Annotated in this window: 15 protein-coding genes and 1 pseudogene; 4 read left to right on the top strand and 12 right to left on the bottom strand. The window is 61.6% G+C overall.

Features of this window, described 5'->3' with window-relative positions:
• Position 1: 1 nt before the first annotated feature.
• The 3 genes from BES08_RS24165 to BES08_RS24155 all read right to left on the bottom strand — a co-directional run bounded on the left by BES08_RS24165 (position 2) and on the right by BES08_RS24155 (position 1,997).
• Positions 2-307, bottom strand: a complete 306-nt coding sequence (locus BES08_RS24165; RefSeq protein WP_036526725.1) for an integration host factor subunit alpha — start codon at positions 305-307, stop codon at positions 2-4.
• A 694-nt stretch (positions 308-1,001) separates the two neighbouring features.
• Positions 1,002-1,196, bottom strand: coding sequence for a hypothetical protein (locus BES08_RS24160; protein WP_008831856.1), 195 nt, complete (start codon positions 1,194-1,196; stop codon positions 1,002-1,004).
• 513 nt (positions 1,197-1,709) lie between these two features.
• Positions 1,710-1,997 (bottom strand): hypothetical protein, encoded by a 288-nt coding sequence (locus BES08_RS24155; protein WP_036526658.1) that lies wholly within the window; start codon positions 1,995-1,997, stop codon positions 1,710-1,712.
• A gap of 373 nt (positions 1,998-2,370) precedes the next feature.
• Here BES08_RS24155 and BES08_RS24150 point away from each other — a divergent pair, with 373 nt between their 5' ends.
• On the top strand, positions 2,371-2,556 hold the full coding sequence (locus BES08_RS24150; protein ID WP_156799952.1) for a hypothetical protein: 186 nt from the start codon (positions 2,371-2,373) through the stop codon (positions 2,554-2,556).
• A gap of 93 nt (positions 2,557-2,649) precedes the next feature.
• Here the strand turns inward: BES08_RS24150 and BES08_RS32080 are convergent.
• Both BES08_RS32080 and BES08_RS24145 read right to left on the bottom strand, forming a co-directional pair.
• Positions 2,650-2,918 (bottom strand): annotated as a pseudogene (locus BES08_RS32080) (TCP-1/cpn60 chaperonin family protein); the annotation flags it as partial.
• 200 nt (positions 2,919-3,118) lie between these two features.
• A complete protein-coding gene (locus BES08_RS24145; protein ID WP_036526662.1) occupies positions 3,119-3,592 on the bottom strand; it encodes an Hsp20 family protein in 474 nt (157 codons plus the stop codon).
• 1,096 nt (positions 3,593-4,688) lie between these two features.
• Here BES08_RS24145 and BES08_RS24140 point away from each other — a divergent pair.
• A complete protein-coding gene (locus tag BES08_RS24140) occupies positions 4,689-5,063 on the top strand; it encodes a thermonuclease family protein (RefSeq protein ID WP_069709538.1) in 375 nt (124 codons plus the stop codon).
• Positions 5,064-5,586: 523 nt separating this feature from the next.
• Here BES08_RS24140 and BES08_RS24135 read toward each other — a convergent pair.
• From BES08_RS24135 to BES08_RS24125, 3 genes are all read right to left on the bottom strand, one after another.
• Positions 5,587-6,906, bottom strand: a complete 1,320-nt coding sequence (locus BES08_RS24135) for a site-specific integrase (protein WP_069709537.1) — start codon at positions 6,904-6,906, stop codon at positions 5,587-5,589.
• 406 nt (positions 6,907-7,312) lie between these two features.
• Positions 7,313-9,853 carry a DEAD/DEAH box helicase family protein gene (locus tag BES08_RS24130; protein WP_069709536.1) on the bottom strand — a complete coding sequence of 847 codons (2,541 nt, stop codon included), beginning with the start codon at positions 9,851-9,853 and terminating at the stop codon, positions 7,313-7,315.
• Positions 9,853-11,322, bottom strand: a complete 1,470-nt coding sequence (locus BES08_RS24125; protein ID WP_231958352.1) for a phospholipase D-like domain-containing protein — start codon at positions 11,320-11,322, stop codon at positions 9,853-9,855. Before BES08_RS24125 ends, BES08_RS24130 begins: the two co-directional genes overlap by 1 nt.
• A 92-nt stretch (positions 11,323-11,414) precedes the next feature.
• Between BES08_RS24125 and istA the strand changes: the two genes are divergently transcribed.
• Together istA and istB are read left to right on the top strand one after the other, a co-directional pair.
• Complete coding sequence (gene istA / locus BES08_RS24120; protein ID WP_081799279.1) at positions 11,415-12,908, top strand: IS21 family transposase; 1,494 nt, start codon at positions 11,415-11,417, stop codon at positions 12,906-12,908.
• The gene (istB, locus tag BES08_RS24115; RefSeq protein ID WP_036531279.1) at positions 12,905-13,672 is read left to right on the top strand and encodes an IS21-like element ISSsp5 family helper ATPase IstB; all 768 of its coding nucleotides are present in this window, start codon (positions 12,905-12,907) and stop codon (positions 13,670-13,672) included. Before istA ends, istB begins: the two co-directional genes overlap by 4 nt.
• A gap of 43 nt (positions 13,673-13,715) precedes the next feature.
• Here istB and BES08_RS33105 read toward each other — a convergent pair whose 3' ends face one another.
• From BES08_RS33105 to BES08_RS24095, 4 genes are read right to left on the bottom strand one after another with little or no spacing between them, the layout of a single operon-like run.
• On the bottom strand, positions 13,716-14,162 hold the full coding sequence (locus BES08_RS33105) for a hypothetical protein (protein ID WP_069709535.1): 447 nt from the start codon (positions 14,160-14,162) through the stop codon (positions 13,716-13,718).
• A complete protein-coding gene (locus BES08_RS24105; protein ID WP_069709534.1) occupies positions 14,162-15,376 on the bottom strand; it encodes a hypothetical protein in 1,215 nt (404 codons plus the stop codon). Before BES08_RS24105 ends, BES08_RS33105 begins: the two co-directional genes overlap by 1 nt.
• The gene (locus BES08_RS24100) at positions 15,376-18,576 is read right to left on the bottom strand and encodes a UvrD-helicase domain-containing protein (protein ID WP_258093370.1); all 3,201 of its coding nucleotides are present in this window, start codon (positions 18,574-18,576) and stop codon (positions 15,376-15,378) included. Before BES08_RS24100 ends, BES08_RS24105 begins: the two co-directional genes overlap by 1 nt.
• Positions 18,577-18,578: 2 nt before the next feature.
• On the bottom strand, positions 18,579-21,125 hold the full coding sequence (locus tag BES08_RS24095) for a PD-(D/E)XK nuclease family protein (RefSeq protein ID WP_069709532.1): 2,547 nt from the start codon (positions 21,123-21,125) through the stop codon (positions 18,579-18,581).
• Positions 21,126-21,231: the final 106 nt, after the last annotated feature.

Genomic DNA, 21,231 nt, shown 5'->3' with positions numbered 1-21,231 from the left:
ATCAGTCCAACAAGGGAGCGACGCGTGCTCGCAGGATGGTGCTCGGGTTAAAGGTGACGACGCGCCTCGCGCCTACAACCGCCTCCTTGCCAGTCTTCGGGTTGCGTCCGACCCGCGGCCCCTTATCGTTCAGCAGGAACGTGCCGAAGCCGGCAATCTTCACGTTCTCGCCACGTTCGAGAGCAGCGGCCATCTCCTCAATGATCGCATCGACCATGTGATTGGCCTTGGTGGAAGATATCCCTATGTTTTTTTTGATCGCTTCGGCGATCGCGGCACGAGTGAGGCTCTTGTACTCTTGATGCACGGGGATCTCCTTCGGCGCGACGAGAACGCGCCAGCAGATCGATAGCATACCGCTAGTAAACGATTTTTCCACAAGGGAGATGGGTGCGCCGGTCCCCTGCAAGCCGCCGCACCCGGGCGGCTCGGTAGCGATGAATGCGCGGGGATCAACGCACTTGTGAACGCAGCGCCGCTATATGCGGCCGGTCCATCAATATCATTCGTTTGCAGCTCGGCGGAATGGGGTGGCCGCCGGGGCGAGCGCGGCGGGTTTCCTCCCGCCGCCGCGCCCGTGACCCATGGTCAGGCTGGGCTTTAGAACTTTTCGGAGCCAGAAGGTGCTGAGCAATTCTCCGCAGTTGAGCTAGTTCCCTTCGCCCAAACGAAGATGGATGGAGAATCGATCGAAGGGCGGTAGATCTCGCTTTCAATCAACGGTGGGCCCGCTTTGCTCGGCCAAGGCACATAGCCTTGCCTGCACTTAATCATCCGCACCTCGTTGCTGCCATCCCAGATCACGCTCATTCCATGGCAGGGACCGTCATGGAGCTGGACGGACTTGCGGAACACGATCATCTCCTCTGACTATGATTTAAAGACCGATTTTCAAACTCTTCGGCTTACCTTTGTTCCCGAGCTGCGGCTACGGCAGTCCGGCGAGGCCCGCTTCAACCATCGCTTTCCAGACCTCGGACGCCTTCTCGGAAAACTGGCCTTCATACCTGTCGGAAAAGCCGCCGATGGCTCCTCCCGCCTCCCATTACCTCGGTGGGGTAGAGGATCGCGGCCAGAGCCACGCGCGCCTTGGGAAGGAAGTCCTCCCACATCGGCCGCCCCTGATACATTGTATTCTCCGGGAAGCCGTTCTGGCTGCAGAGCGCGCGGACGATCCGCTCGAGGACAGTTTTCATGCGGTACCTATCTGCGAGAGGTACGCCACCATTTCTTCGATGCGAGCCGCTAATTCGAGCACCGCAGTGGCGGCAGTTCCCGACATAGTGCGAGCCATCCTATTCCGGCTTTATGTGACAATGGCTGTTGAATAGGCACCAAATCCTGCGGATCATTGCGCTGCCCCTCTCGGCGGCCTTCACTCTGATGACCGTGACGAGCGCGATAGCATAACAACGGATGTTACTTTGTCTAGGGCTATGTGCTGCGGCGTGACTTACAGTGTCGGCGCGCTACGATGCCAGCATCACGGCTTGCGGCGTCGCATTAGGTGAGCTGTTGGCAACATTTTCCGGAACCTCGTTGCTTAGGGGATCGCCGGAATGAATTGCCCGGCGCTATGATCATGAGGGAATGAGATATTCTCATTTCCGGACCACCGGCAATCCTGTATCGTCCGCTCGCGACTTGAGGGTTTGCTGTAACCCGAACCTTGGCCCGGCCTCTCCAGAGCGCCGGGCCTTTTCGCAGCATCAGTCGGCGGGTGCCTTCTCGGTTGCTCCCTGATCTGGACCAGGACGTTCCAACACCCTTGTGCTGAGCCCCATGATCGCCATGGCCAGAAGAAACATGATGATCAATCCGCCGACGATGTAACGCAGGTTGTTCGGCTTTCCGCCTTCGTGGCCGCCAGCTGGCGTGATGGTGTCCTGGTCGCGGTTGGGCAATGTCATCTCCGGGAATACGCACTGTAAAAAGGCGAAGTGGCCCGGCCGCATACCGGTGGGAGAGAGCATGCCGGGCCACAGGTGCAGGAACACCTGATGCGCTCAAGCCGCAGAAACTGAATTCGTTCCAATCTCAAGTTCGCCCGCCAAATGTCCGCGCTGGCGCATTTGCATTTCCATCAAGATCGCTGATCTGAAATGCCCGTTGAGGTCTGCTTCACCCCAGGATCTACCTGAGATGGAGATTGACAGGAGACACGGGCACCGCCTCCTCCTGCATCTGCCATGATGAAGGCTTCTAGCATCGGTGCAAGGCGCGCACCTCCCATCACAGTTCAGACAGTGCTCATCGCCGTGCACACGCCCATCCGCTTCAGCATTGCCGGCTGCCCGGGATCGATTGGCGCACTTCGACGTTCGCAGTGAGGCTGGAGCAGCGAGGTGTAACATGGAAGCGAATTCGGAAATGACCGAATGGCTGCGGAGCAGAGATCTGCTCGAGGCCAACGGCGACACCTCCAGTCTGCTCGATCTTGCCCAGCACGGAGACAAGGCCGATCGTGACTTCGCGCTGTCCCGCATCGCTGCCCTTGCTCAGGGTCGAGGAGCGACCACCGCGCGGCTGAAGAGCATGCCGCAGCTTTGGGATTAGCAAATGGCCTGGTGACAGACGTTTAACTGGTGCGTGCGAGCGCATGGTCATGCCGGCGGCGACAGCCTTTGAGCCCTCGCGCACGATCGCCTAGGCCAGCACGGTGGCGGTGGTAGTGCCGTCGCCCACCTTGTCGTTCTGCTTGTTCGTCACCTCGCGCAACATCTGCGCGCCCATATTCTCGATCCTGTCGGCAAGCTCGATTTCCTTGGCGACGGTGACGCCGTCCTTGGTGATCCGGGGAGCGCCGAAGCTCTTGTCGATGACGACGTTTCGGCCCTTGGGACCAACGTCACCTTCACGGCATTTGCCAGCGTATCGACACCGAAGCCTCGGAAGACGTCGTCGAACAGCCGGTTCATCTCGCGGTGGAGCGAGAGCAATGGGTGAGTATCATTGTCGCGGCCGCGCTCGGCGCTGACCTGGACGGGGAGCCGGTTTTCCTGCCGGCTCTAGGGAATGAGATCACGAAAAGCCATGATGGTCATCTCCTTTTCTGGCTGGAAGAGGCACGGCCTGCCGGCCCGCTTGAAACGGCGCCGGCAGACCTCTTGAACCGGGATCAGGCCGCTTCGCGGACCTCATCCCTGGGCGCCTCGATCTGATCCGGGGCAGCGTTGCTACCGTTGATCTCGATCCGGCGCGGCTTCATTGCCTCGGGGACAACGCGCTTGAGCGCGATGCTCAGTAGGCCGTTCTCGAAACGGGCATCCCCGGCTTCCACGAAGTCGGCAAGCTGGAAGCGCCGCTCGAATGCGCGTGTGGCAATGCCGCGATGCAGATACTCGCCCTGATCGTTGTCTTCGGCACGCTTACCGGTGACGGTGAGCAGGTTCTGCTGAGCCACCACCTCGATGTCCTCGGGGCGGAAGCCAGCAACCGCCAGCGTAATGCGATAGCTGTCGTCACCTTCTTTCAGAATGTCGAAGGGCGGATAGCCATCTTCATCGCGTGCGCCTGCCTCGAGCAGGTTGAACAAGCGGTCGAAGCCGACCGTCGAACGCCGATAAGGCGTAAAGTCGAATGCAGTTCTCATTTCCAAATCCTCCAAAGAAGCGATCTGGACATGAGTTGCGCCAGTACAGGAGAGCTGGCGCCCTCGATGTCCACCGGACCCGAACAGCGGCGCCCGGCAAGTGAGACTTGGGAAGGGAATTTTTGCAGTTCAAGATCTCCCTACGCGCAAATGACGAGTTTTCTGCTCCCTTCGCTCCCGCCTGATATTTGCCGCAATTGGCAACGTGATGGCTGGCAACCGGCGTCCATTCGCCTGAGTTTCGCCGTCACCGTTTCTAGCGGGATCAATGTGAGGAGATTCGACGACGCTTCAGCGCGACACTCCATCCACCGTAGGAGATTAAAGCGTCGCCACCACCCGTTGAACCCACACCCAGCCCCGGTCATAATGCCGCGGCATTAAGCCAGAACCGAGGCCCCAAGTTCGACTTAAGCGATCAAGGCGTCCTAAACGAGCAGCGCCTCCCGTTCTTCGCCGCCAAACATCCGCGAAAAGCGATGCCTGATGCGGATTAAGAAATTTTAACCGTCGCATCCTAGACAAATATTAATGCAACCTCGCATAGCCCTGTTTCAAAATGGGGAGTGACTATGCGGGCTGTATTCAGCGCAATTCTGCTTTTAGTTCTTATAGCTTTCAGCGCGCAGGCTGACGCGGAGCAGGTTGCGGCCAATGCGCTGAACTGCCGGAGCACGCCAGTTGCCAACGCGCCGATTGTCGCAAAGCTCGCGCGCGGGCGGCACGTTCAAGTTAGCGAGGCAGGCGGCGGGTGGTCCCACATCGTCTCGCCGAACTGCTGGGTTGTCGCCCGTTTCCTTACATCGGAACAGTTAACGGATACGACGACGCGCACCAACTCGCACTACAATGCCCAGCGCCAGTCGTATGGCACCCCGAGCTACTTCTCCTCGTCCAAAAAGTACGGCTCGACGCGAAAAACTTCGCTCTCATCACGCAAGAAGAAAACGTCATCATCTCGACGCGGCCGATCCAGCGGATCATACGGCGGTAGTTGCCCCTGCAGCGGCGGTAACGTCTGCGTTGGTCCTCGCGGCGGACGCTACTGCATCACAAGCGGTGGCAATAAGCGATACGGCGTTTAAGGCCCATAGATATGTCGCTCCTCCTATTCGCCGCCGCCGCAGGTCTCTGCGTCGCCAATGTTCATGACGGCGACACCCTCACACTTTGCAACCGCGAAAAGGTGCGTATCGCCAACATCGATGCCCCCGAACTTAGGGATTCGCCGCGATGCGCACCTCAGCAGCGCCAGCGTTTCGCTGGATCCAGGAACCCGGCATGGTGCGACTACGGCGCCGGCGAACAAAGCCGCGAAGCTCTACGATCTCTCCTTGCAAACGGTCGCGTCACGATCGAGCGCCTTGGGCAAGACCGCTACGGCCGCACGCTGGCGCAGATCTATGTCGGTGATCAGGACGCCGGTGAATATCTGATCGCGCGTGGACTGGCGCGACCTTGGCGGAATTGAACCTTCCCAGGTTTCATCCTTGTAACTCGCCAACCGGCCCGATCGCGATCACCATCAAGTGTACTCATTGGAGGTGCGCATGGGCCAGTCCGTTTCTTTTGCAAGTGTCAGCGACGCTGACATCGCACGCGCTCTCGCGCACGTCCCCCAAGATGGCTGGCCTGCCGATGATGAGGACCTTGTTCGCCTGTTTGGGCGAATGCTGAGCGCGCTCGCTAAGGCCGCGCCACGCACTGCCGCCTGCAGCCCAAGCCACACTATTCTGCTGTTGCAAGATACGAAACCGTCGCCCTTGCGCTGAAAGTCCGGGGAATGCTTTTAAAAGAGCCTGGTGAATAGTAATCAAGTTACGTTGGCGCCGTTACCAAGGGGGTCTATTAGCGACTGTAACTGTGGCCGGTTTGCCCTGCAATTTTGCGTAGAGGCACGTTCGTGCACGCATCAGCGCCGCAAGGGCGCTGCTGCGAGGCGCACCCGCAAGGGGATGCGCTGGCGCGTTGGCAAGCGCCGCGCTGAGTAGCAACTAGACGTCGATCAGATCATCATCTTCGAATGCCACGGGCACAGGCTGCCGGCGGCGCTTCGGCTTGACCTTGCGTACATTCACCGACGCGGCGCTGATCATGTTCTTGATGTGGGCGGCGTAATGCTTCTGGATCATCTCGACGCTGGTGCGGCAGTTACGGGCAACCGCGTAGACATCGGCGCCTTCCATGAGCCGCAGACAGATATACGTGTGGCGCAGCGAGTAGGCGGTTCGGGCCTTGCCATCCCGGTCAAATTTCAGCTCCGCCCTCGCAAGCACGCCGTTGAACAGCTTCACATGATTGCCGGGGAAGACTTTGTCGGTCGGCTTCGGAAGCTGAGCCTCAGGCGCTTCAATCGCCTCATCAATTCCAGCCCGGCGCCTTCGCTGCGCCGCGCGGCGACTTTCCCCCTGCACGGGCCTCGGACGATTGAGCAGCCGCTCATAGGGTCGCACAGCATTGGGCATAGATTTGCAGAAGCCCACCCCCCGCTTACCGCGAACCTCGATTTCCAGGATCTGCTGTCCCGTCTCATCGTCGATGACGATCTCAACATCGCGGTGCTCAAGGTTGGAGGCTTCATCGGGCCTCAGGCCGGTGTTGGCCATAAACAGGACGTAGTCATGCACCTGCTGCGCGTTCCATTGAAAGTGCGCGTGGAACGGCTCCCTCGCATAGGCCCCGGTGGCCTTGTAGAGCTGCTTGTATTCGGCGGGACTGAACCAGGGCCGATGCTCCACCTTGCTCGAAGCGCGATAAGGACTGGAGATGTCGGGCAGGTGCGACAGCCAGCCATGGCTCACGGCGGTGCGCAGCACCTGGCGCAGCGTCACGATTTCGTTGTGAAGGGTTTTTCGGGCAGGCGCCTTGTCCGAGACCGGGCGATTGCTCTTCGAATGCGGATTGGCGATGCCCCGCGACGACATCCGGTGCACCCGGTATTCCTGCACTTTGCCGCCGGTGATCTCGGAAAGACCAAGGTCGCCAAAGAACGGCAGCAAATGCACGCGAAGGCGAATACCGTGTCCCTCGGTCCAGCGTTTGCTGCGCTGGCCCTCGGTGATGATCTCGTATTCACGCAGGAACTGAGCGGACGCTTCCTTGAAGGTCTTCTCGGTCTTGAGGATGCCGGCATGCAATTTGCCGCGCAGACCGAGATACCAATCTTCGGCAACTTGCTTGGCCAGCGATACGCTGTCGGTCCTGGTGGTGGCTCGGTGCTGCCTGCCACCAACCGATGCGGAGCAATGCCAGTTGCCGCCGTCGATGCGCCGGTAAACCTGGACCTTTCCACCTAAGATCTCGTGCCTCTGCATGACAAACCGCCACTGCTGCAAGGGGAGCCTGGGTGGGAATGTCTCACAAATCGCAAAGCTGCGCAAATGTGCTAGCGTTGTGCTAGGCACATCGAGCCTGTCGCCGATTTCAGCGGTGATCCTAAACTGTTGTTTTGATTGTAATTATTGGTTGCGGGGGCTGGATCTAATCTTCACTTGTTGCCCGAGCAAGTAAAGATGGTTGCGGGGACCGGCATCGATCACAACTTGCAATCGACGCCGGTAAAGATGGTTGCGGGAGGCTGCAACCACCATTACTTGCGACCTACTAACATCCATTTTCCTATCAACGCCAAATCCAACTCGGGGAGAATGGTTGCTAAAAATAGCAGCTTTCATTCCGTCCTATTCCGAACAGCAGCGTGAGTATCGGTTACACTACAATTCAACCGCCACGTCTTCCCGGCGAAAAATCCGGCACTGCGCGCCGAACGCGGTCAGCGCAGGTTCGTTTGTCATCTATCACCTCTGACCGACCTGGAACGGGACGCAGGACATCGCCATGCAACTGCGCCCTCAGTTCCAGCCAACGCGCCTTGAGAACCTGCCAGTTGTGATCGTCGTATGTGCCACTGACGACAACAGGGTGAACCCGAATGCGGGGCGGGAGACCATCACCATGATCCCTCCATTTCCGCCATTCGCGAAGCCAAAGACTGTTCTTGCGATCCACACGCCCAATCTGCTGCTCGACAATGCCGGGATTCCACTCCGCGTGCAGTAGAATCACTGTGCGACAGGCCTCATGCAGATTCAGGCCCTCACGCCCGACGCGGGATTGCGCGAGGAGCACCATCGGCCAACTGGACGACCGGTTGAATGCAGATTGCAGCATACGCCGCGTTTGCGGTGCGGTTGCACCTGACATCATCCTGGCGAAGTTGCCCTCGCGCCCGGAATAATCGTTCAGCCAGGCATCCAGCCGGGCTTTCTGCGTATCGTTGTTCTCTGCTTCATCATCGCCGGCAAGCTCCAGGAGCAGTTTTTCGAACAGCCCGAGCATTTCCCGCCCCGTCCAGGAAGCGCCCGCAACTTCCCGCCTGCCACCAAGTGCCTCGAGCAAAGCCCCGAATTGAAGGTCTTGTTTGCCGTCCTCATGGCGCAGAATCTCTGACAGAAATGCAGCAGCTCCTCCCTCCAGCGCAAGGTCTTCCAACTCCCGATGAAGCCGTGCGAGTTCAGCCCGTCGCTCGCTCGCCCACTCCTGATAGCGGGTTTTCAACATCACATCGATTTCGTCGACCCCACCCGCCACCGCAAGATCAGGATCTCTCATCGCCGCAATGACGGCTGCTATATTGCTTTCCCCGATCCCACTGGCAGGCCAGTGCTGTCCGTCTCGCAAACGACGCAGCATCTCACGCGCGTCCAGCAGTCTGGTCAGCACATTCATCGGCGTCAGGAACCTGCCGAAGACGAGCACTTTCTCGCCGGCCCGTGTATAGGCCTCGATTTGTCTCACTGCCGCCAGGATCGCAGGGTGGCTATAGATGTCGTTGCTCTCAGCGGTAAAAGCTTCCGTCCAAAACCCCGCCGGACCAACGAGGTTTGCATCTGTCATGCCAGAATGGCTGTCTTCCTCATCCTCTCCAAAGCCGAACCCATACCCCTGGGCAACGGCGAGCCTGACCCGTTTCACACGCGGATCATCCTGAGGGAGTAACGACAGCGCCTCAGCCGCACAAAAGCGGCGCAACCAGTCACGGGTAAAACCCTCTGCCTCCGGTGAAACCGGGATATCGGTGACCTCACGATAATCACCATGACTGTCTTTGAAGACGCAGAATTCGGGGTCACTTCGTTTGTCCCGGCGCAGGACGTGTGGTCGCAATGCTGCGTAGAACTGCCGGGCGGAGGTCTCGAATTCCCCGGTCAGCGTCTCGTCCAGTTCTTCGGTTTGAATCCGACGAACAACATCCACATAGCCGGTGATCCATTCCGTCAGCTCTGCGAGCGCAGTAATATCCTGATCATCATCGCGACCATTGAGTCGCTCCAGCGTGTCGATCCACTGGCTGGAGTCCAGCTCGACCGGGGTTGCGGTCATGCCCAGACGAAAAGGATCATCCGCTTCCCAGCTTACCGGGCCGAGAATGCGCGAAAGGCTTGAATCTGCGCCGCGCGCCTTGTGGGCTTCGTCAACGACTATGAGATCAAACTGACCCAGGCCATAGCCGATCAGCGGCAGGATCCTGTTCTTGTAATCGTCCGCCGAAAGCCATTTCTGATCGCCGTTAATGGCATCGCGCGGCAGTTCGTGGTCCAGAATCGTTTGGGCAATGTGCCGCGCCGCACGGCGACTGGCATATACATAGCCCACCTCACCCGAATGGAAATTTTCGCGCATGAAGTTGCGCCGTCGGCCGTCAATCAGGCGGGCGACGTTGGGTAAGAGTTCCCGGCGCCAGCCTCCAGCGGGGCCTTCTCCACGATTGGGAAACTGCATGTTCGCGAAGGAATGAGATATCATTATGATCTCTTCGGCGGCCCAGCCGTTCTCCGGCAACTCACGCTGCTTGCGGCGATCCGAAAGCCACTCCTTATGGCTGTGTAACCGTCTTGCGCTCCCCTCCGCATCGGTATCGTGCAAAAAACCGGAGATGAAACCATCATAGCTGCGCAGCGGCAGCAATGTCTTGTCGTCGGTGTTGAACCGTTTCAGTTCCTGTTGCCATTGTGCCCCAAGGCCCGCGGGCAGAACAATGGCGCTGCGCCCGCCCGCCTCCCGCACCGCTGCGATCAGCGCCGCCGCAATGCGGGTCTTGCCCATACCCACCTCATCAGCCAACAGGGCCGAGCGTTGGCCCGCCCGGATACGGCACGCTAGTTCTGTGACACTCGCCTTCTGGCCATGATCTAGCACGGTATCATCAGACGTCCCTGCGATACGATCCAGAATGCTCGCGACTTCGTTCCAGTCCACCATCACGCGGCCTCCCGTTCCCAGAGCGATGGGTAAGCGCTGAGCTCCCACGCGACGGACACTGCCAAAAGCGCATCTCTCAATAGGTCTGGCGAAACCCCTTCCGGGCGCATACGCGGATCTGCCAGAGCAGGCAGAGGATTTGCCCTGGCGTTCCGGAAGAACTCGAGCATCGTTTTTTCGCGAGACGCGATAGCGCAAAGTTTCTGTTGCAACTCCCGACACCACCTTTGCCAGTCCCGCGGGTCTAACCTTGCCTGTGTCTCACAAAGACGCACCAGAAGTTCCATCATCCTGCGAATGGGATAGGCAGCTGGCGGAGCTTCGGTGGTATCTGAGGCGTCGGTGAGCGGCTCTTCGCCTTCCTCACCCTCATCTTCGCTGTCAGCATCACCAGGCTCGGGAAATGATCCAAGGCTGGCAAGGATATCTTCGACCGACATATCGGAGGGGCGAGCGACAACAAGTGCGCCGGAAGAAATGACAGGCAGCCGCCAGCCGCCCTCCGCGAGGGTCACAATCGCTGGAGCCGGTGCAGGCCATGGACAAGGTGTCTGGGCCTGAGCCGCATCGACACCAATCACCATCACCGATTTGTCTTCGGGGGCCGAGAGCACCCCGTCTTGCCATATAAACCACGCAACTGGCGGCTGGGTTTCTGGCTCATCGGGGCGCACAAAGCCTTCCCCTTGCTGCAGGGCCTCGGGCGTCACCACATCAGTGAACTGGATCGGAAAAACAGCGGCGATACCGTTCCGCGTGTCTCTGCGTCGCGGCCATTTCAGTCCTCCCGGCAGATCGACGATCACACCTGCCTCAAGGTTTCCCCCGGCGCTTGCGGCACGCTCAAACCCGTTCATGCTCAGATTGCCGGATCCAAGATAAGCCCGTCCCGAGGCCTCGGTCTCGCCCGACGCCAGCACCACAAATTTTGCATGCAGGCACCCATCAGTTCCATGCAAGACAGAGCGCGGAGGGCGCAAGTTCCAGCCTGCGTCAATCAAGGCACCGGCCCGGGCAGCAAGCCCCTGACAGGAGGACGGGTTGAGAAACAGGTCGAGAGCCGCTGTTTTCGTCAGGGATTTCTCCTGCACCAATGCGCGGCGCAGTCGCTCTGGCAGGCCAGCAGCACCATCGCCGTCGCTCTCGAAATAGCCAGACCCGAGGATGAGACGGTCGGCCTTCTTTTTGGTACCCAGGCGCTCGACCACCTGAGGAAACAGCGCCTGATTGCGGCTGTCGATGAAGCGGGGACGCGCGGATGACGTGGGCAAGGCTGTGATCGCGGCCTCCAGCAGGGCGTCTGGCCGGTGCCCGTCAAAACTGCGTTCGATCAGGGCGCAATCTGCCCGCTCGCGCAGCCATCCAAACATCTCATGCGCAGCGCGGATATCGGCAATGTCCTGTGCGTCAGGCACAGCAGAGTCCAGATCGATCGACCAGATGAGAACGGCGGAGCAATATTCGGCCACGCTAGCGGCGGGATAGTCCTGCTGCGGGCGGCGTAAAAGTCGTCCACCTTGAAGCCTTTCTGCCAAGTCAGGGAGGTGTGGGGATCTACAGCGTGGAACTTTATCTTCAGGTCCGTTTGGCTTGCGCGGATGGCATGAGCCAACGGGCGGCGGCGAAGCGTTTCAATGTGTCGCGCGATACGGTGCGCAAGATGCTGTCGTTTTCATCGCCGCCGGGTTACCGGCGTCAGTCTGCACCGCAGCGCCCGAAGCTGGACGGGTTTGTGGGGATCATCGATGGATGGCTTGAGGGGGATCGCGGTGTCCCGCGCAAGCAGCGCCATACGGCGAAGCGGGTATTCGACCGTTTGCGCACCGAACATGGTTTTACCGGCGGCTATACGATCATCAAGGATTACATCCGGGAGCGCGAGCAACGCAGCCGGGAGATGTTCGTGCCGCTGGCGCACCCGGCGGGAGATGCGCAGGCCGATTTCGGGGAAGCGCTGGTGGAGATCGGCGGGGTGGAGCAAAAGGCTTACTTCTTCGCGCTCGATCTGCCGCACAGTGATGCCTGCTATGTGCGAGCCTATCCGGCGGCGGTGGCGGAGGCCTGGGTGGACGGACATGTCCATGCCTTCGCGTTCTTCGGCGCGGTGCCGCGCTCGATCGTCTATGACAACGATCGCTGCCTGGTGGCGAAGATCCTGCCAGACGGCACGCGCAAGCGTGCCACGCTGTTCAGCGCTTTCCTGTCGCATTACGTGATCCGCGACCGCTATGCCCGCCCGGGCAAGGGGAACGAGAAAGGCAATGTGGAAGGGCTGGTTGGTTACTGCCGCCGCAATTTCATGGTGCCGATCCCGAAGTTCCCGACCTGGGAGGCGTTCAACCTGTGGCTGGAGGAGCAATGCCGCAGGCGCCAGCAGGACAAGGTGCGCGGGGAGAGCGAGACGATCGGTGAGCGCTTGCAGCGCGATTTGGCGGCGATGCAGCCTCTGCCCGCTACACCCTTCGAGGCCTGCGATCAGACCGGGGGGCGGGTCTCCTCGCAATCCCTGGTGCGCTACAGGACCAACGATTATTCGGTTCCGGTGGCCTGGGGCCATCAGGAAGTCTGGATCAGGGCCTATGTCGATGCGGTGGTGATCGGATGCCGCAGCGAGGTCATCGCCCGTCACCCGCGTTGCCATGCCCGCGAGGAGGTTATCTTCGACCCGCTCCATTATCTCCCGCTGATTGAGCAGAAGATCAACGCATTCGACCAGGCGGCCCCTTTGCAGGGCTGGGACCTGCCCGAAGCGTTCGGGACGCTCCAGCGGTTGATGGAAGGGCGCATGCACAAACATGGCAGGCGCGAATATGTACAGGTGCTGCGCCTGCTGGAAACGTTCACCATCGCCGATCTCCAGGCGGCGGTGGAACAGGCCATCGACCTTGGCGCCATCGGCTTCGATGCCGTCAGGCACCTGGTCCTGTGCCGGGTCGAACGCGTGCCGCCCAGGCTGGACCTGGACGTCTATCCCTTCCTGCCACGCACGACGGTCGAGAAGACCTTTGCCAGAGCCTATATGAGCCTGCTGTCCGACAGGCAGGAGGCCGCATGAGCGATCAGGCACCGGAGATTCTTCTCGCTCACCATCTCAAGGCACTCAAGCTGCCTACGTGCCTGCGAGAGCATCACAAGCTCGCCCGGCAATGTGCCGCTGAAGGCGTCGATCATATCCGCTTCCTCGCCCGTCTCGTCGAGATGGAGATGATCGACAGGGAGCGTCGTATGGTCGAGCGGCGCATCAAGGCCGCGCGCTTCCCCGCCGTCAAAAGCCTCGACAGCTTCGACTTCGCCGCTATCCCCAGGCTCAACAAGATGCAGGTGCTCGAGATGGCGCGCTGCGAGTGGATCGAGCGGCGTGAGAACGCCATCGCTCTGGGGCCATCGGGCACCGGCAAGACGCACGTAGCTTTGGGGCTCGGGCTGGCAGCATGCCAGAAAGGACTGTCGGTGGGCTTCACCACTGCGGCGGCGCTGGTCAGCGAGATGATGGAGGCGCGCGACGAGCGGCGTCTCCTGCGCTTCCAGAAGCAGATGGCCGGATACAAGCTGCTCATCATTGACGAACTGGGCTTCGTACCGCTCTCCAAGACCGGTGCCGAACTGTTGTTCGAGCTGATCTCCCAGCGCTATGAGCGCGGCTCCACCTTGATCACCAGCAACCTGCCCTTCGACGAATGGACTGAAACCTTCGGATCCGAGCGCCTCACAGGCGCGCTCCTCGATCGTCTGACCCATCACGTCAGCATCCTCGAGATGAACGGCGAAAGCTATCGCCTCGCTCACAGCCGGGCCCGAAAGGCCAAAACCAGACCCTGAAAATCAAGCCAATGCCGGGGGGAGTGGCCTTCGGGCTACGCCCTCACGCCACTCCCCCCGGCATGTAACACCGTGGCCTGGTTTTACGCCGCCGAATGGCCGACTTTTGCTCCGCCGTTGACAACCAGAACAGGTCGATGCTGCGAGTAAGCGGATCCTGTGTCCAGTTCCCCGTGCTGACAGCGAGGCGAATGACATAGCCATCTCCGCCGCGCTTGCGAAAACCCAGAAACGCCACCTTGGCATGGAGAAGGTTGTAGCCGCGTCCCTCGAGGCGCATCCACATCCAGGCAAGTCCCGGAACGTCCGAGATCGCATTCATGGTTGGATGGATGAAGGCGGCCAGCACCGGGCGCGCCATCTCGCCTGTGAATGTTCGGCGGATCTGCCCCAGGACCTGCCGCGTCGCGGTGAAGCCGCACATAAGACCAAAGTCGCCATAACAATCTTCGGGCGGCATGAAGAGGGAGTAGAGCGTCGTGTTCTGCATCAGACGGCCTCCGATCCCGCGTCACGGCTGCCCGGGTTCACCTTTCCGGACAGCTCTGTCACCAGACAATGAAGATTGTGCAGCCGGAAAAGCTGCGGCGCGAAGGCCTCGTCCTGAGGGGGCCGGTTCTCGTCCTGGGTCTCCGAGCTGCCCCGCAACTCGCTCGCAGCCGGCCCGAGAAAAATGTGGCCTTCGCGCTGACAAATCACGGTAGAATCGCGCTCGGCCAGCCTCTGGATCAGCTGTTGATCGGACAGATGTCGGATTTCCGCAATAAATCTGCGGCTAGTCTCCTCATTGCCCTGATCGACAAGCGCGCCTTTTGCCGAGGCCAGATCTCGCAATTGTTTCAGCGGCTCGGCGGCGACTTCGGCTGCCTCCGCTTCTGACAGGCGCACAGGCTGATTATCGTCGCGAAGCTTCAGCAGGTGCTGTTCCAACTGGTCCAACACCGTCAACGCGGCATCGCGAATATCCATAAAAGCCGCTCCGGCGCGCAGATCCGACCAGTGATCCGGCGCAACCCCCGCCAATGCGGTTTCCTGGTCCAAATGCGTGGAACTGGGGCCCGTGCCGAGGCGCGCCAGCTCCCGGCGCCGGGTCGAGCCGGGATCATTTCCGTCGAGCAATCGGGCAAGGATCAGTTTACGCACCGCTTCCGGGACAGCCCCAACCGGGGAAAGCACTGCTAGGGCCTCCTTCAGGCCATGTGGCTGTCTGCCATGCGCCCAGGCACCAAGCAAACGGCGCGGTTCTTTCATCGCATTCAGCTCCAACAGCTCTCTGCCAGCGCTATGTATGCGGAACGCGCCGTAGCGGCTGCCCTGCACGAACCCGAGTGCGACCAGAGGCTGCACCATCGCCATGCGGATCGGCTGAACCACATAAGTTCCGCGACGCCTGAGATTGTGGAAACTGCTATCCTTCAAGCCCTGCATCTTCCTCGCCCCTCGCACGCGGCGATCCTGCGGGCCCGCGATGACTTCAAGCATGACGCGCGCTTCGACCGCGTTGCCGACAGGCAGTGCCGGCACACCAAGTTCCTCGGCGATAGAGATCGCCAGAACCGACCAAAGGATGGGCATGGGAAACCACATGCCGCCGATTCCGGGGACCGCCCGGTCATTGAAATGACGAACCGCCGCCGCAAGCCCAAGGTTCTGCTGGCGTCGTTGCGAAACCACGGTATCGGGCGCAAGTATTCCCCAGGGCATCAGTTAACTCTGGCCTGTGCGCAAGCTCCCGCTGACGCGCCCTCATCTGCCAGTTCCAGCCAACCGTGATCGACCCAGAACACCGCCACGCCCTGCAGCGGATGCTGCGGGTATAGTCCGGCCAACAGTCCGGCATAGCTGGAAAGCTGTGGCCAATAGGGGCCAAACCCGTCACCGCCGCCGCCGGATTTATGGTCGATCAGCATCGCGCCTGCCGGGCCGATGGCGAGAAGGTCGAGGGCACCGGGGATCTCTGCACCCTCGGGCGTGTGGCCAAGCACCGGAATCTCAGCGCGCAGATCCGTATAGCCCTGATCGGCAAGCCAGGCTTTCAGCGCCGTGGCGCGCTCGGCCACTAGCGCAAGAGTGGCGTCGTCAAGCCCGGTCGCGAGAGCCAAAGCCGGGGCCAGATCGGGCCGGGTCAGGTATGTGCGCAGCGCCAGATGCAGTGCTGTGCCGCGGTAGGCATCGTTCAGTGCCTTTGGCCAGGGTGCTCCGATGTTGATACGGCGGGACACGGGCGGTACCCCCGCACTACGGGTTTGCGAGGGCTGCAGCCGCCAGGGCGTTAGCGGTGTCACGGGCAACGGCGCAGCGGCACCGAATCGCAGCGCTGACGCTGCCGCACCGCCTGCGTACTCGGTAAATCCCGCCTCTTCAGGCAGTTGCGTGATCAGCGCCGGGCAATCCACGCCATTGATGCGCAGGCTGCCCGCCCCGATCTGCGGCGCGCAAGTATCGGACAGGATATGAAACAGGTTCGTAGCCTCGGGCGCGTCTTCTTCGCGGTCCTTCAGAAAACCCGGCCATTCCAGCACCAGCCGGTCACGGGCACGGGTCAGAGCGACATAGAGAAGGTTTTTCGCATTGGCTTCAAAATCGGCGCGACGGTCTTCGATGAAACGGCGGGTCGCCTCGGGCGCGGCAAAGCCGGGCGTGTGGATCAGGCTCGCGGACCCCAGCACCACCGCCATATCGTCGATGCGGTCCAAGGCATCGAAACGGGTCGCAGTGGCCCCCGCACGTTCCTCGATACCATAGTCGAACTCTGCGACGACAGTGATCGGCCATTCCCGCCCTTTGGAGGCATGCCAGGTGACGATCTCCACGGCCTCGGCGCTGTTGGCGGAAGGATCGGGATGACGGTCGAAATCGCGCTCGCCCCCACGGGCGTCGAGCCAGCCGAGAAAGACCTTGGCAGTCTCGCCGTGGAACCCCGAGGCGGATTTGAGATCGCGATGCGCGGCTTCGAACTCACCCGCCTCAGCCTCTAGCCGCAGAAGATCGGCGCGGGACTGGGCGGCATCGGGCTGACGTTCGGCCCAGAGACGCAGGTCGGCGGCATCCAGCACCAGATCAAGCCCCGCCCCCACTGGCGAGCGGGCCAGAATGTCCGAGAGCGCGGCCAGCAGCATCAGCACCGGGTCATCCACCAACCGCCCTTCGATCTGGGCGGATAGCGCCTCCTGCAAGGGCAGCGGGTCCGGGCCAAGCGTGCGCAAGAGCAGCCCGGCATGGATATCCGCCGGATTGGCGGCAAAGGCCAGCGCGGCGCGGGCGGCAACAATCACCGGGCTTTTCGCCCAGCCATCCTCGGCGATCCGCACCGGAACGCCGCGCGCGCGCAATTCCTCGGCATAGCGGGCGGCGGTGGTGTGGCGGCAGACCAAGAGCGCGATATCCGAAGGCCGCGCCGGCCGGACGGCCTTCGTGTGGCGGTCGGTGATGGTCTCAGTATCAGTCAGGATACGGGCGATGCGCTCGGCGATGTGTTCTGGGGGCTGCGAATACTTTTGTGAGCGCCGTCCCTGCGTAGCGTTCAGAACCTCGATCGCGGGAGCTGCGACCGCATCGCGGGTCGGCGCCAGCGGGTTATAGCCCTGCCCAAAGAGGCCAGCCCCCATCGCATTGACGAATTGCATGATGGCTGGGGTCGAGCGCCAGTTGCGGTCCAAAGGCTGGGTCGCATCGGGATTTGCCGCCGCCAGCGCTGTCGATAGGCGCGGATCGGCACCCTGAAACCCCATGATCGACTGTTTGACATCGCCCACCAGCAGTGTGCGCGGCGCGTGCTGGCCCAACTGCCATAAAAGCGCGAATTGCACGGGGTTGGTGTCCTGGAATTCGTCGATGATGACACAGTCGATCTCGTCCAGCACCGCTTGCCGCACGGCGAGGTCGGTGCGGAGCAGGTGCTCAGCCCCGGTGATCATGTCAGCAAAGTCGATCAGGCCGAGCGCCTTCTTGCGGGTCTCATAGGCCGCCATCACCTCTTGCGCGCAGGCGATCAGGCAGGACAGGTGCAGCTTAGCATCGGCCAGCGGGCCGGGATGGCAGGGCAGCACATCCGCCGCCGCCATGATCGCCGTGGCAAGGTCGTCATATCCCGCAGGCGTCTTGCTGGAGCGGTTAGAGATGAACAGGCTGCGCAGATCGTTCCAGACCTGCCAATCCCAATCCAGAAGATCGGGCGCGCGATCAACACGTTTGAAAAGCGCGAGGTTTTTCTCCAGCTTCTCGACATTGGTTTTGGCGGTGATCCCGGCCATGCCTCCCTCGGGAAAGGCTGCGATCATGACCTGCACGGCCGTCTGCAACGCGGTGGTCGCGGCGATAGGGTCATCCAGAACCGGCCCGTAAACCGCATCCAGCCGCGTCAGTGCCGGAGCGATCAGGCCAGCGTCGCGCCCCTTGTCCCCAAGGCCGCGCAAGAGGTCGATCATCGATAGCACCCGGGCGCGCAAACTGTCTTCGACCGTCTCGCCCTTCACGAAGTTCGGGGCGTAACCGAACCGCTCGGGCGCGGCCTTGATCGGGTCCAGCGCCTTGGCATGTGCCAGTGCCTGACGGATCAGCAGATCCCGCTCGGCATCGCCCAGATGACGCGGCTGCGGCGAGGCGCCAGCCGCCAGAGCATGTTCGGTCAAAAGCCGCAGGCCCAGTCCATGTATGGTCGAGACATAGGCGCGCTCGACCGCCATCGCCTCGGCGACCAGTCCATCGGCCAGAAGGCCGGCACGGATCCTTTCGCGCAACTCGCCAGCCGCGGCTTCGGTAAAGGTGACGGCAAGGATACGTTCGGGCCGGACAATGCCGCGTTTCACCCAATCGGACAGCTGGGTCTTGATGCGGTGGGTCTTGCCCGCGCCGGCACCCGCGGGAACGATGACCAGACCTTGATCTGCATTGACGGGGGCCATGGTCATTCCTCCTCGAGCGTGCGGATGAAGGCGGTGACCAGGGCCGAGCCATCGGTCAGCGCATAGGGGGTGAAGCCGGCTTCTTTCTTGAAGAAGGCCGCATCCTCAGAGGTGTTCAGCACGACCCGGCCTGCACCAAGTTCGGCCAAGCGTTCCGCCAGCTTGGCTACCGCCCCGGCATTCACCGCATCGCCCATGTCGCGAGCGGGCGAGCCCTCGGGCAAGACCAGACCCGAAGTCAGCAGCCCGCCATCATTCATCAGGTGATAGGCGACCGCCACCTTGCGGCCGATCAGCGGGTCCATGCCGTCACCCTCGCGCCGCATGGGCCGCGCTATCATATCGGCGTAAAGCCCTGCCTGCAGATCCCAGCCCGCCTCCATCCGCTGCCGCCGGCCCTTGGTGCCGCTTTTCTTGTGATCGATGATCAAGAGCGCACCATCAGGCAGTTCAAGGATCGCGTCGGCCTTGCCATGCAGATTGATGCCATGCGCCTCACCGGCCAGCCAGATTTCATTGCCGATGATCTTGGCATTGAGCGCCAGCAAGTGGTCGCGCCAGCGCAGGGCCGCCGCCATGATCTCACGCTCCAAACCGCGGCGCTCCATCTCCCATGACGGGCTGCGCAGATAGCCCGCGTGACGGGTGAGCGCGCGGTCATAGGCCTCGGGGATCAGTTCTGCCAGCGCCTCGGTTTCCGGGAACGGCTGATCCTTCAGGAAGACATGCTCAAAGACATCATGGGCGATATTGCCCCTTGCCATCACGTCGAGTTCTTCGGTCGACCAAGACATATCCTCGGCCCCAACCTCGGCCAGAAGCCAGGCGAGCGGGCTGACAAGCAGCGTCTCGAGCCGTGAGGGCGATTGCGGTTTGGCGGTGCCGTCATCGCGCCGACGAAGGGACAGAAGGTGATGCCCCGGGAAAGTAAGCTCCTCAGGCAATTCCGCGGGTTCCGACACCGGCATCAGATGGTGATACGCAATCGGCCATTCCGCAGGGCTCTGACGCGACAGATCGGTGATCAGATCGCTGGCATCCTCAACGCCCGCCACCGCCCGCGCCACCAGCGACAACCCGGCCGAAGGTTGCAAGCGCCCGCCCGCCAGATCGCGCCATGGGATGAGGAAGGTGACGCTGCCGGAAACCGCCTGAAGCTGTTGATCAAGTAACGCGAGGCTTTGCGCCAGCCCCTCGGCCCGACCGCGAAGGTGAACGCCGGTTCCCGCGTGTATCGCAGCGATCTCGCTGTCAAGAAACAGCGGATTGGCACGCGGGCGAGTTGGGTAAAGCCCGTCGGTGAAATCGCTGACGATCAGATGGCGGCATGGGCGCCACGGGCTTTCATGCGCGGACCAGAGGCTGACGCCTTCAAGATTGCGGTCGGGGTCCGCAACCATGGGCGGCGCGATCTGAATGCCACGCAGGATTATCTCCCAATCCGGCGTGCCTTCGCCGGGGGGGACAGTCAGCCGCGCGCGGACCTGATCGCCTTTTCCGATCCGCTCGCAGATCCGGTCCAGCAGGAATCGCAGCTGCGGCAAGCTGCCGGCCGAGGCGCGGATATCGTCCCACAGTTCCTTATGTGCGGGCGTGTCCGTGAGGATGGCGCCTCGGAAATCGCCACCCATGAGGCTTTCGGCAAGATCGCGTCCGGTCTGTGCCGCCCAGGGCATCAAAGGAGAAAGCGCGAGGCTCGCCAAGACCATAGCCGGAGTTGGCGGTCGCTTGGCCAGCGCCAGATGTAGCGCGGTCTCGCCAATGACATCTCGCTCGGGTAATTGGCCCGGAAGGCCCGAGAGCGGCACTCCCTGGGCTGAGAAAGCGCGCGCGATCTGGCGCAGATCATCGCCCGACAGCACGGCGATTTCACGGGCCGAAACGCCGGACTCAATCAGCGCCCGGGCTTGGGCGGCGGCGAAATCGGCGCAGGCGGCGGGATCGCGCAGACCATAGAACGCGAGGCTGTCATCCAGAACCCCGGCCTCGATATCCTGCGCTGAAACACCGCCCTGCAGCGCGTGCAGACGGCTGCCGATTGCGGCCCGGGGCGTATAGGCGCTTGCGGGAACAGTGCCGAACTCGTCCCGCAACCGGGCAAAAAGCGCCTGCAGCGCCGCAGGAGCTAGAGGATCCAGCGAACCTTCAACCACCGGCAACGAGCCCAGGAACGCCCCATGCGGCAGGGCCAGCACATGGGAAATCGGTGCCAGCCCCTCTGGCAGCGCATCCCCCAACCTTTGCCACAACGCGACCAGCGCCAAGAGATGCCGCTTGGCGCGGCTGTCTGGCAGGTGATCGACGTTCGGCACCTTCAGATCCGGCGTGGCCAGCACAAGATCCGTCAGCGCGGCGGTCACCGCCGAGATCGTCTCGACAGGCGCATTGGCAAGACTTTCGGCCCAGACCGGGTCAGGCGCCTCGGCAATGGCACGCCCCGGCGCCCATTCGGCAGAAATGGGGGCAAGGGACAATTCGGCAAGACCGGTATCGGTTAGGCGGTATTGCAGGCCGGAGCGCGGATCAATGACGAGGAAGGGGTAGTGCATGAATGGCCTGCAATCTGCTGATCAGGAAAACTGTAACGAGGATGAGGGCTTGGGCATCGAGGTCGACTTCTCGCTTCCCGCCGAGCGCGTAGCCGGACCTGCCCCG

The organism is Novosphingobium resinovorum, assembly GCF_001742225.1.
Taxonomy (GTDB): domain Bacteria; phylum Pseudomonadota; class Alphaproteobacteria; order Sphingomonadales; family Sphingomonadaceae; genus Novosphingobium; species Novosphingobium resinovorum_A.
This window is presented reverse-complemented; position numbering and strand designations above follow the sequence as displayed.

Bases quoted from the DNA above. Each gene is read 5' to 3' on its own strand.
- BES08_RS24160 (WP_008831856.1), bottom strand. From the start codon at position 1,196: ATGAAAACTGTCCTCGAGCGGATCGTCCGCGCGCTCTGCAGCCAGAAC.
- BES08_RS24150 (WP_156799952.1), top strand. From the start codon at position 2,371: ATGACCGAATGGCTGCGGAGCAGAGATCTGCTCGAGGCCAACGGCGAC.
- BES08_RS24145 (WP_036526662.1), bottom strand. From the start codon at position 3,592: ATGAGAACTGCATTCGACTTTACGCCTTATCGGCGTTCGACGGTCGGC.
- BES08_RS24140 (WP_069709538.1), top strand. From the start codon at position 4,689: ATGTCGCTCCTCCTATTCGCCGCCGCCGCAGGTCTCTGCGTCGCCAAT.
- BES08_RS24135 (WP_069709537.1), bottom strand. From the start codon at position 6,906: ATGCAGAGGCACGAGATCTTAGGTGGAAAGGTCCAGGTTTACCGGCGC.
- BES08_RS24130 (WP_069709536.1), bottom strand. From the start codon at position 9,853: ATGGTGGACTGGAACGAAGTCGCGAGCATTCTGGATCGTATCGCAGGG.
- istB (WP_036531279.1), top strand. From the start codon at position 12,905: ATGAGCGATCAGGCACCGGAGATTCTTCTCGCTCACCATCTCAAGGCA.
- BES08_RS33105 (WP_069709535.1), bottom strand. From the start codon at position 14,162: ATGCAGAACACGACGCTCTACTCCCTCTTCATGCCGCCCGAAGATTGT.
- BES08_RS24105 (WP_069709534.1), bottom strand. From the start codon at position 15,376: ATGCCCTGGGGAATACTTGCGCCCGATACCGTGGTTTCGCAACGACGC.
- BES08_RS24100 (WP_258093370.1), bottom strand. From the start codon at position 18,576: ATGGCCCCCGTCAATGCAGATCAAGGTCTGGTCATCGTTCCCGCGGGT.
- BES08_RS24095 (WP_069709532.1), bottom strand. From the start codon at position 21,125: ATGCACTACCCCTTCCTCGTCATTGATCCGCGCTCCGGCCTGCAATAC.